11 protein-coding genes, 1 tRNA gene and 1 rRNA gene are annotated in these 11,137 nt (G+C 50.4%); all 13 read left to right on the top strand.

Annotation, left to right across the window (positions count from 1 at the left end; genetic code table 11):
• Positions 1 to 110 (top strand): 5S ribosomal RNA (gene rrf / locus PHF27_RS10985); the annotation flags it as partial.
• A 3-nt stretch (positions 111 to 113) separates the two neighbouring features.
• Positions 114 to 189 (top strand) — tRNA-Asn (locus PHF27_RS10980).
• Positions 190 to 303: 114 nt separating this feature from the next.
• Entirely contained in the window at positions 304 to 555 is a 252-nt protein-coding gene (locus tag PHF27_RS10975; protein ID WP_300069817.1) for an NAD(P)H-dependent oxidoreductase subunit E, read from the top strand.
• Positions 552 to 2,261 (top strand): [Fe-Fe] hydrogenase large subunit C-terminal domain-containing protein, encoded by a 1,710-nt coding sequence (locus PHF27_RS10970; RefSeq protein WP_300069814.1) that lies wholly within the window; start codon positions 552 to 554, stop codon positions 2,259 to 2,261. Before PHF27_RS10975 ends, PHF27_RS10970 begins: the two co-directional genes overlap by 4 nt.
• The gene (locus PHF27_RS10965) at positions 2,261 to 3,415 is read left to right on the top strand and encodes a SpoIIE family protein phosphatase (RefSeq protein ID WP_300069811.1); all 1,155 of its coding nucleotides are present in this window, start codon (positions 2,261 to 2,263) and stop codon (positions 3,413 to 3,415) included. Before PHF27_RS10970 ends, PHF27_RS10965 begins: the two co-directional genes overlap by 1 nt.
• An 83-nt stretch (positions 3,416 to 3,498) precedes the next feature.
• Positions 3,499 to 5,001, top strand: coding sequence for a 4Fe-4S dicluster domain-containing protein (locus PHF27_RS10960; RefSeq protein ID WP_300069808.1), 1,503 nt, complete (start codon positions 3,499 to 3,501; stop codon positions 4,999 to 5,001).
• Positions 5,002 to 5,067: 66 nt separating this feature from the next.
• Entirely contained in the window at positions 5,068 to 5,805 is a 738-nt protein-coding gene (locus PHF27_RS10955; RefSeq protein WP_300069805.1) for a YebC/PmpR family DNA-binding transcriptional regulator, read from the top strand.
• 113 nt (positions 5,806 to 5,918) lie between these two features.
• Positions 5,919 to 6,413, top strand: coding sequence for a crossover junction endodeoxyribonuclease RuvC (ruvC, locus tag PHF27_RS10950; RefSeq protein ID WP_300069802.1), 495 nt, complete (start codon positions 5,919 to 5,921; stop codon positions 6,411 to 6,413).
• Between the two features lie 6 nt (positions 6,414 to 6,419).
• Positions 6,420 to 7,028, top strand: a complete 609-nt coding sequence (gene ruvA / locus PHF27_RS10945; RefSeq protein ID WP_300069799.1) for a Holliday junction branch migration protein RuvA — start codon at positions 6,420 to 6,422, stop codon at positions 7,026 to 7,028.
• Complete coding sequence (ruvB, locus tag PHF27_RS10940; protein ID WP_300069795.1) at positions 7,028 to 8,062, top strand: Holliday junction branch migration DNA helicase RuvB; 1,035 nt, start codon at positions 7,028 to 7,030, stop codon at positions 8,060 to 8,062. The genes ruvA and ruvB overlap by 1 nt, the downstream gene beginning before the upstream one ends.
• A 14-nt stretch (positions 8,063 to 8,076) precedes the next feature.
• On the top strand, positions 8,077 to 8,625 hold the full coding sequence (locus PHF27_RS10935; RefSeq protein ID WP_300069792.1) for an epoxyqueuosine reductase QueH: 549 nt from the start codon (positions 8,077 to 8,079) through the stop codon (positions 8,623 to 8,625).
• Positions 8,626 to 8,673: 48 nt separating this feature from the next.
• Entirely contained in the window at positions 8,674 to 9,987 is a 1,314-nt protein-coding gene (locus PHF27_RS10930; RefSeq protein WP_300069789.1) for a SpoIID/LytB domain-containing protein, read from the top strand.
• Between the two features lie 20 nt (positions 9,988 to 10,007).
• Complete coding sequence (queA, locus tag PHF27_RS10925) at positions 10,008 to 11,027, top strand: tRNA preQ1(34) S-adenosylmethionine ribosyltransferase-isomerase QueA (RefSeq protein WP_300069786.1); 1,020 nt, start codon at positions 10,008 to 10,010, stop codon at positions 11,025 to 11,027.
• Positions 11,028 to 11,137 lie beyond the last annotated feature (110 nt).

The following is an 11,137-nucleotide window of genomic DNA, read 5'->3' as shown; positions in this document are numbered from 1 at the left end:
ACGATAGCTGTGGGGTTCCACCTGTTCCCATCTCGAACACAGCAGTTAAGCCCACATACGCCGAAAGTACTTGGCTGGAAGCGGCCTGGGAGGATAGGTAGTTGCCGGTTTATTCCTCGATAGCTCAATCGGTAGAGCACGCGGCTGTTAACCGCGGGGTTGTAGGTTCGAGTCCTACTCGAGGAGCCAGTTTTATCGAAGCCGTACATTAGTACGGCTTTTTTTAGTTGCTCTATTCTTGCATCTAGGCTTTTCTTGCTGTAAAATTAGCCAGAGTGAAAAGTATCACAAGGAGCGTTATAAATGATTGAAATTGCCATTTGTGTAGGAAGCGCCTGTCATTTGAAGGGCTCTTACCAAGTGATGCACGCGTTTAAATCTCTTTTGGAGCTACACCGTTTGGAAGGACGTCTTGTGGAGTTAAAAGGAGCTTTTTGCCAGGGAGACTGTACGGAGGGCGTAGTTGTTCATATTAATGGCGAGAGAATTACCCGCGTTTCACAAGACAAAGTGTTTGAACTTTTTCAAGCAAAGGTGCTAGGGAGACAGTCATGAATATTATCCGTACGCTCAAGGTTAACTGCAAAGACTGCAATCGCTGTGTACGATCTTGTCCGGTAAAGGCTATTGGCGTAAGCCGGCATCATGCGTATGTGTTGGAAGAACGGTGCATTCTCTGCGGGAAGTGTGTTGCCGAATGCCCGCAAAATGCCAAGCAGATTCGCAATCAACTCACTGATGTACAACGCTGGCTTCAAGGAAAACGGCCGGTGTATTTAAGTTTAGCTCCTTCATTTCCCGCATTTCCGGTTCTTGGTGCGGCGGAAACGCTGCCGGAACGTTTAGTTGCGCTAGGCTTTGCGGCCGTAGAGTGCACTACTGTGGGAGCGGATCTCATTATGGAAGAGTATCGGCATTTGGTAGAAACTAAGTCTCATCCGATTCTTTCTTCCTGTTGTCCTGTAACTGTCGATTTGGTTAATAAGTATTATCCTCAAGTTTCATCTTGGCTGGCGCCTGTGATTTCCCCCATGCAGGCTCATGCAAAGGATATAAAACAACGCTGTCCTGATGCTAAAGTTGTTTTTGTCGGTCCTTGTTTAGGGAAAATGGGAGAATTGAAGGAACCTTTTAATTCGGTAGATGCTGTGCTAACTTTTTCACAGATGCAGGAATGGCTGCTGCAAAGCTCTGAAAATGCATTGGCGCAGGAAAATTGCTGGCGTGAAGGCGTTCATACTCGATCCTTTCCGCTCAGCAGCGGTATTACCCGCTCGTTTTTGGCTTGGGACGGCATGAGTGAAGACGTGGTTATTGCCGATGGCTTGGAGCGTTGCACAGAACTGTTGCAAGGCTTGTGCCGACATGAGGTTCGGCCTCGTTTTGTAGAGCTCTTAGCTTGCCCTGGAGGATGCTTAGGCGGCCCTCTGGGTGGTCAAGCTGATTGTCTGGCAGCGCGGCGCGAAGCCATCTTGCAGTATTGGCGCAAGGTAGAAGCCGAGCAGCCTTCGTTGACCAAGGAAAGGCCTTCTTTGGGCGTGACAAACGAAGTGGAATTGGGAAGAACGCAATTGCCAAGACCGACACAGTTTGCGGCGCCGCCAGAGACGGAGATTCGGGCGATTTTGAGCCAAATCGGCAAATATACCCAAGCTGATGAGCGGAATTGCGGCGCATGCGGCTATTCAACGTGCCGCGAGAAAGCTACTGCCGTATATTACGGCGTAGCGGAAACGACCATGTGCGTGCCGTATATGCGCTCCAAGGCGGAATCTTTTGCAAAAATTATTGTACGCAATTCTCTTAACGCTATTATTGCCGTGGATTCCGATATGATCGTCCAAGAGTGCAACCCGGCGGCGGTGCATATGTTTTCAGGAAGACAGGCGTTGCGGCGGGGGCGTCCCTTAGGAAGTTATTTTGCGCCTGATCTTTTTATGGAGGCCTTGCAAAAGAATACAAAGCTGATTGGCAAGCGCGTCGAGTATCCAGAGCACAAATTGGTAACCGAGCAAATGATCTTGCCGGTTCCGGAGCACAATTTGGTTATTGGCATTATTACTAATGTAACAGCGCAAGAAAAGCGTCTTCAAGACTGGGAAAAAACGAAGGCGGAAACGATGGACAAAGCCAACGCCATTATTCGGCAGCAAATGCATGTCGCTCAGGAAATTGCCGGACTTTTGGGAGAAACAACAGCGGATACCAAAGTGGCGCTGCTTGAACTAATGCATCTGCTTCACGCCAAGGAGGAGCGGTAATGCTGTTTCATGCGGATGTGGCGGTCCGGCAGCTTAATAAGCACGGCGAAGAGCTTTGCGGCGATCATGTAAACATTACGCGTACGGCGGATGACACCTTTATCGTTCTTTCCGATGGCTTAGGGAGCGGCGTTAAGGCTAATATTCTTGCTATTTTAACAACGAAAATTGCGTCTTCCATGTGCCGCAAGGGCATCGCCATGGAAGACGTGGTAGCCACGATAACAGAAACTTTGCCTGTTTGCCGTCAGCGAAAAATCGCTTATTCTACCTTGCATTTGATTCATTTGCAGGCGGATGGGCAGGCGAAAATTGTAGAATTTGATTGTCCGCAGACGTTCTTGTGTCGTGACGGCGTTGTGATTCCCGTACCTACGGAGGAAAAGGAAATTGCCGGTCGTCTTGTGCGTGAAGGATCACTGAGGTTGGTGGAAAATGATCTCCTTGTTGCCGTCAGCGACGGCGTCATTCACGCCGGCATCGGCGGCTTGCTGAATCTTGGCTGGGGGTGGGAAGGAATTGCCGAGCAATTGCGGCAGATCATGCTTCAACCTGCGCCATGTGCGCGAGAAGTCAGCCAGAGTTTGATTTCCTGTTGCGAAGGCTATTATACGGGGAAACCAGGAGATGATTCTACGGTTGTAGCTGTAAGGCTGCATCCGCCGCGTTGCCTTACGCTGATGGCCGGTCCTCCTCAAGATCGCCGCGCCGACTCCCGCGTAGTTTGGCGCTTGCTGAGCCAAACAGGGAAGAAAGCTATTGCCGGGGGTACGACGGCTCGGATTGTTAGCCGCATTACGGGACGTGAGCTGCGGGTGCTTGGCGTGTATGAGGACCCGCAAATACCGCCGACAGGAAAACTCGATGGTGTTGATCTGGTAACAGAAGGTTTATTGACGTTAAATGCCGTAGGAGAACGCTTATTATCTGAAGAGGGATTGCGTGCTTCTCGCAAACGGGATGGGGCGACTCTTTTGGCTCAGGAATTATTACAAGCAGATCGCATTACTATTTTGGCAGGCAAGGCGTTGAACGAGGCGCATGCACAGGCGCTGCACCTGCCGTTCCAAGTTCATTTAAAAAGTCAGGTGCTGCAGCGTTTAGCGGGGCAACTGGAAGCCCTGGGAAAAACGGTGGTGTTGGAATGGTTTTAAATAGATTGGTGACTAGAAAGCGATAACGCTATTTGTAATGCAATGAAATGTGAATTGAATGAAAGAGGGTAGGTTCTAAAATCATGGCGCATATAACAGAGATTGTTTCGATTCGGCGGAGCGTATTGGCAGAATTGGCAAAATTAACCCGCGAGGGTAATTTAGTTGCTGAAATTGAAAATTCAGCGTTTAGTTTGGTCAGTGAAAACGGCAGCCGTTATCGTTGTTGCGTGCATAAAGAAAGGGCTGTGTTAAAGGAGCGCTTTAATTTGGCTATGGGGCAGGAAGTGGACATGCCCCTGGCGGAAGCTGCGCAGCGTACTTTGGCGGGGGAGTACGCCCAGATGCCGATTATCAGCGTCTTGCCTGAAGCCTGCGATCAATGTCCGATTGATAAGTTTTTCGTTACCAATGCCTGCCGTAACTGCATTGCCCACAATTGCAAAAACAGCTGCCCGAAAAACGCGATTATGATTGTGCAAAACCAGGCGTATATCGATAAAACCAAGTGTGTGGAATGCGGTATGTGTAAGAAATCTTGTTCCTATGGCGCGATTATTGAAGTTAACCGTCCTTGCGAGGGCGCTTGCGAGCTCAAAGCCATCAAGGCTGGCTCTGATCGTAAAGCGGTTATTGATTATGATAAATGCGTCCAATGCGGCGGCTGTAAAGTCGCATGTCCTTTTGGAGCGATTTCCGATAGAACGTATTTGGTGCAGGTTCTGCGGGCCATTGATGCGGGGAAACAGGTGCATGCTTTGCTGGCCCCGGCTTTTATCGGGCAGTTTGGGGCTAAGGTGCAGCCTGGTCAAGTCATTGCGGGTTTGAAAAAAATCGGTTTTTCCGAAGTAGAAGAAGTATCTTTTGCCGCTGATATCGTCACGCTTGAAGAAGCGAAAGAATTTGCTGAAACGGTGCCGCAAGAACGTCCTTTTATGACTACTTCGTGCTGCCCGGCTTTTGTGGGCATGGTGGATAAGCATTTGCCGCAAGTGAAAGAATTAGTGTCAAGCACGGTTTCCCCCATGATTGCCGCAGGCAAAGTAGTCAAGGAAAGAAATCCTGAGGCGGTTACTGTCTTTGTTGGGCCTTGCGTGGCCAAAAAATACGAAGCGGAAGTCAAAGGCCAAGGGGTCATTGACTATGTGCTGACCTTTGAGGAGCTGCAAGGGATTTTTGAGGGGCTGGAAATCGATTTAAGCGCCATGGAGGCAGTTCCTTTTCAAACAACGGCTTCGCGGGACGGCAATATTTTTGCCAGAGCAGGCGGCGTGGAGCAGGCTGTTAAAGATACGGCGGCTCAACTGGCGCCAGACCTTGAAGTTTGCTCGCAACGCAAAGAAGGCTTGGGCGAATGCCGGATGCAGCTGTTACTGATGAAAGCAGGGAAAGTTCCCGGGAATTTCTTTGAAGGCATGGCTTGCCAAGGCGGCTGCGTCGGCGGTCCGGGCTCTATTGCGGATTACCGGGTTACCAGCAAGCTGGTTGATAAATTTGGCGGCTCGGCGCAAGTGACCACGGCTCCTGAAAATGAGGCGGCCAAGGAAGCGGCGCAACAGCAAAAAAACTGGCATCATCACGCGTGATTTTTGCCAAATTCGTCGAAATATGATATCATTATTCCCGCTTAGTATTGCTGGGAGGGGAAAACTATGTCAGGACATTCCAAGTGGGCTAATATTAAACATAAAAAGGGAAAAATGGATGCCATTCGCGGCAAAATTACTACCAAAATAGCTAGGGAAATCACGGTTGCCGTGCGCATGGGCGGCGCGGATCCAACAGGTAACATGCGTTTGAAACTGGCTTTAGGCAAGGCCCGGGAAAATAATGTTCCCAAAGACAACATTCAAAGGGCTATTCAAAAAGGTCAGGGCGCTCTGGAAGGCAGCAACTACGAGGAGCTGACTTATGAGGGGTACGGCCCAGGGGGCGTAGCGCTGATTGTGGAAGTCATGACTGACAATCGCAATCGCACTGCTGCCGATTTGCGTCATCTTTTTTCGAAAAATGGCGGCAATATGGGTGAAAGCGGCTGCGTATCCTGGATGTTCAAACGCAAAGGCCTGTTTACACTGGAAAAAGAAGAATCTTTTGATGAAGATGCATTGATGATGACGGTCCTTGAAGCCGGAGCTGACGATATGTCAGTAGAGGACGAAGAAGTGGAAGTGCTTACTTCTCCAGAGGCTTTTGCCGCAGTACAAGAAAAACTGGAAGCGGAAAAAGTGACGATTCTGTCCGCGCAGTTGGGCTTGTTTCCAGATACCCGCATAGCGGTGGAAGGCGACGAAGCAACCAAGCTGATGAAGCTATTGGAGGCTCTGGAAGACCATGATGATGTACAGGAAGTATATGGAAACTTTGATCTTCCGGAAGATGCAATCTGATTTTGGGGCGGCGCGAAGCGCCGCTTTCTTTACTGTTAGCAGGAGTTTCCTGAAATAAAGCGAATCTATGTTCTTGTACGCTGCGTAGCGTTGCAAGGAGGGGCTTTAGTGTTATGCGTATTTTGGGAATTGACCCAGGAACGGCGATTTGCGGCTATGGCTGCGTAGAATGGATACAGGGGCGGCTGCGCCCTATTGCTTATGGCGCTATCCGTACGGGCCCTGAACTGCCCTTGGAAAAACGCTTACTGTTGATTCATGAACGACTGCAAAAGTTACTGACAGAGCTTCAGCCGGAGCGAATCGGGGTTGAACAGTTGTTTTTTAATCGGAATGTAACTACGGCCATGGCAGTAGGACAGGCCCGTGGAGTTATTTTATTAGCCGCTGCACAGGCGAATTTGCCTCTTGAAGAATATACGCCAGGGCAGATTAAGCAAGCGGTAACAGGCTATGGAAAAGCGGATAAAGGACAGGTTACAGGTATGACGGTGCGCCTTTTGGGCTTGAAGGAAACACCCAAGCCGGATGATGTGGCGGATGCTCTGGCTATTGCTATTTGTACGGCCCATTGCTGTGAACAGCGCAATGTTTGGCCGAGGAGGTAACAAAAAATGATCGGATTTCTTCGGGGCCGGGTAGCGCAGCTACAGCCGGAAAGCTGTTTTTTGGATGTTCAGGGTGTCGGCTATCGTTTGGCTGTTTCTGAACAAACCAGACGTACCTTGTCAATGGGAGAAGATGCGATGCTCTTTACCCATTTGCAGGTTCGGGAAGATGCTTTATCTTTGTTTGGTTTTTCCCAAGAAGAAGAGTACGAACTGTTTTTGCATTTAATCGGGGTCAGCGGTATTGGACCTAAATCGGCGCTGGCTATTTTATCAGCGATTCAGCCTCAGGAATTGCGCCGTGCGGTATGCCAAAAACAGACTGCGTTATTAGTAAAACTTCCTGGCATAGGTAAAAAAACAGCTGAACGGCTTGTTTTAGAACTAAAGGATAAGTTGGGAGGCATTCCTGACTGGGATGAGACGGGTGCACAGGCAGTTTTAGTTCAACCTGACGCAGCGTCTTCCTTGGACGAAGCCTTGCTGGCTTTGGAATCGCTAGGCTACGGACGCAGTGAGGCCATGGCCAGTCTGCGTAAATTTGCCTCTGAAGCGTTGGCGGTGGAGGAATTAATCCGTAAAGCCTTGGGTGATTTAAGCGGTGGGAGGCAGTGATGGAAGAAACGCGCATCATTGGCGGCGATGAACTAACGGGAGATACTTGGCAGTATAGCCTGCGCCCTAAACGTCTCCAAGAATATATTGGACAGGATCAGGTCAAACAAAATCTTTCTATTTTTATTCAGGCGGCTCTGGCTCGTCAAGAGGCGTTGGATCATGTGTTGTTTTACGGCCCGCCTGGTTTAGGAAAAACTACCTTAGCTGGTATTATTGCGAATGAATTAGGGGTGCAGCTGCGCATTACCTCAGGACCAGCTATTGAACGACCTGGGGACTTAGCGGCCCTTCTCACCAATCTGGGAGAGAAGGATGTTCTCTTTATTGATGAAATTCACCGTCTTTCACGGCATGTTGAGGAAATACTCTACTCGGCGATGGAAGATTACGCTCTGGATATTATGATTGGCAAAGGACCTTCGGCGCGCTCCATTCGTCTGGATTTGCCTCCGTTCACTTTAATCGGCGCCACAACGAAAGCGGGGGCCCTGGCTTCGCCGCTGCGGGATCGTTTCGGCGTCATGTGTCGCTTGGAATATTACACCCCGGAGCATTTGTCTCATATTGTAACCAGGGCGGCTTCGCTGCTAAACATAGAAATTGAGGAGCGGGGCGCTTGGGAGATTGCGCGTCGTTCCCGGGGTACGCCACGGGTGGCTAACCGTTTGTTAAAACGTGTGCGCGATTATGCGCAAATTGCCGGAGACGGCATTATTACCTCAGAAGTCGCTGATAAGGCATTAGCTATGCTGGAAGTGGACGCAGCCGGCTTAGACCGCACGGACCGGGCTATGCTGGAAGCGATTATTCATCGCTTCGGCGGCGGACCGGTGGGCCTAGATACCTTGGCGGCAGCAATCAGCGAAGAAACAGAAACAGTGGAAGACGTTTACGAACCGTTTTTGTTGCAGCTTGGGTATTTACAGCGGACTCCCCGAGGGCGTACCGCTACGATGCAAGCGTACGAACATTTGGGGATTCCCTTTCCAGGCAGCGCTCCTGCCCAGCAGGGCGAGTCGGCTTTGTCTTAAGGAGGCTTTCAGTCATGAATGTATTACTTCATATTTGTTGCGGCCCTTGCGCTATTTACCCCTTGCAGGCCTTGCGGGCGGAGGAGGGCGTTACTTCGGTAACCGGTCATTTTTTTAATCCCAATATTCACCCGTATAAGGAATTTCAAAGGCGCTTAGACACGCTGCGTGCGTGGGCGGCAGAAGAAAGATTGGAGCTTTTGACAGATACGCGCTACTTGTTGGAAGAATTTCTGAGAGGCGCTTTACAGCGGGGCGCGAATCGCTGCAGCTTTTGTTATGAAATGCGGTTGTTTGAAACAGCCAAACAAGCAAAAGAACATGGCTTTGACGCCTTTACGACAACACTCTTGGTTAGCCCTTATCAAAATCAGGATACAATAGCCGCCGCCGCAGAGCTAGCGGCTAAGGAATATGGCATCCCGTTTTTGCGCCGCGATTTTCGCAGCGGCTGGCAGGAAGGCGTGCGCATTAGTCGCGAGCGGGAAATGTATCGCCAGCCGTATTGCGGCTGCGTGTTAAGCGAGCGGGATCGCTACGAGAAAAAACCAAAAAATGAATAAAAAGAGTTTTTTACAAGTTGCAAGCGCCAGAGGCGGCAAGGAGTAACTATGAAAAAATCTTCATTTCTGCTTTTTTTGACTTCCTTTATCCTGGTGTTCATGACGCCGGTTGCACAGGCAGCGCCACAGCCGCTTGTTCGGGTGGGATTGTGGACTGGTCAGCAAAGCGTTGTTGTCGGCTCCTCCGTGGCTTATGCGGTGGAAACAGAGCAAGAACAACCGAAGTGGGCTAGTTTTAAAGCTGGCGAGCAGGTTGTGATTGCCTGGAAGCCGAACGGTATGACTGTCAACGGCAAGACGCTGCGCGGACAAACCTTGTATTTGCGCAGCAATACGGAATCTGCCCGGTGGGAAGTCAATCGCAAAAAATATCGCGGCGATATTGTTTTGCGTCAGACAACAGGCAAAACCGGCTTGACGGTAGTCAATGAAGTTCCTATGGAAGAATATCTTTACGGTATTTTAGGCAAGGAAATTTCGGCCGGTTGGCCGGCGGAAGCCGCTAAAGCTCAAGCTGTTGCGGCGCGAAGCTATGCGCTGAATCTGATGTTGTCCGGCGATCGGCACCGCCAAGACGGCTTTGATCTTTGCGCTACCGTGCATTGTCAAGTTTATGGAGGCGTCGATGCGGAAGCGCCGGATATGATTCAGGCTGTTGCCGCCACTAACGGCCTTGCCGCCTATTATAATGGTCAACCGATTCACGCCTATTTTCATGCTTCCAGCGGCGGTCATACGGAAGATAGTGAAAATGTCTGGGGTAATGCATTGCCGTATTTGCGGGGAGTTTCTGATGTGGACGCTCAGGCGCCCGGCAGCGCCTGGGAAAAACGCTTTAACGCGCGAGCGCTGGAAACCTTGTTGACCCAGAAGGGCAAAGGCGTAGGCGTCCTAAAATCGTTAGATTTGTCTCCCCTGTCGAAACCAGGGGCTGATCGGACCGAATCTGGCCGCGTGCGTCAACTGCAGGTAGCGGGAGATAAACGCAGCCTTAGTCTCAGCGGCGTACAAATGCGCTCGTACCTGGATTTGCCTAGCGCCTTATTTGATATTCGCGTCGTGCGCGCGTTGCCTTCCGAATTGGACGTATCAGTGGAAACCTCCTACGGGGCTACGGTGGAAAAGAAAATGCCTGTATCTCTTAAAGAACGAGCCGAGTCTGGACGGTGGAATGATCCCGCCAGAATTCATCGGATTATTCGTCCAGCAGACGATATTGTCATTTTCAGCGGCCATGGCCGCGGGCATGGCGTCGGTATGTCGCAATGGGGCGCTCGCTTGTTGGCGGAAAAAAACAAATACGATTATAAACAAATTCTCCAGTATTACTACCAGGGGATTATGCTGAAAAAGGCGTATTGACGCCAAAAGGGGAACAAATCATGAATGTCCAAGATTTTGACTACTACTTGCCTGAAGAATTAATCGCGCAGACGCCGCTGGCGCAGCGGGACGCTTCACGCCTAATGGTTTTGCCGCGTCAGCAGGGAGCCTGCTCACATCGGCATTTCTTTGAGCTGCCGTCGTTGCTTCGCAAGGGAGATTTGCTTGTTTTTAATGATACCCGTGTCATACCGGCTCGTCTCCACGGGCGAAAAAGAGATACAGGCGCTAAAGTAGAAGTGTTTTTACTGAAACGGCTGGATTTGGATCGTTGGGAGACGCTGGTGCGCCCTGGCCGTAAGCTTCGTCCAGGCACGGAGGTTGTATTTTCCGATGAATTATCTGCTGTTATTGAAGACACGACCGAATTTGGCGGACGTATCGTGCGTTTTTGCTGGCAAGGAGTTTTTGAAGAAATCTTGCAGCGTTTGGGGGAGGTCCCTTTACCGCCCTACATTCACGAAAAACTTCCGGACCCGGAACGATACCAGACTGTCTACGCCAGAGAAAATGGTTCAGCAGCAGCGCCTACAGCGGGACTGCACTTTACGCCGGAGTTGTTGTCTCAGCTGCGCGAGCAGGGAATTCAGAAGGCCTATGTGACGCTTCATGTTGGGTTGGGTACGTTTCGGCCTGTTGCTGTTGAATCCATTCAAGACCATGTTATGCATAGCGAACAGTATGATATTTCTGCGGAAACCGCTGCGTTGGTCAATGAAACCCGTCGGCAGGGAGGGCGCGTGATTGCCGTAGGCACGACGGCGGTACGCACGCTGGAAACAGCTGGTCAAAGCGGTCAGCTGCAACCTTGCAGCGGCTTTACGAACATCTTCATTTATCCTGGCTATGAGTATAAAATTATCGACGGTCTCATTACTAATTTTCATTTGCCTAAATCCACCTTGCTGATGCTGGTAAGCGCCTTGGCCGGGCGGGAGCGCGTACTGGCGGCTTATAAAGAAGCCGTAGAACAGCGTTATCGCTTTTTCAGCTTTGGCGACGCTATGTTTATTTTATAAGATATCAAGAGGAGGTATAGCGTGGCTGTTACGTTTGAACTTATTCGTCAGTGTTCGCATACAGGAGCCCGTGCAGGAAGGCTGTATACGCCGCACGGCGTCTTTGACAC

The organism is Anaeromusa sp., assembly GCF_028691475.1.
Classification (GTDB): domain Bacteria; phylum Bacillota; class Negativicutes; order Anaeromusales; family Anaeromusaceae; genus Anaeromusa.
This window is presented reverse-complemented; position numbering and strand designations above follow the sequence as displayed.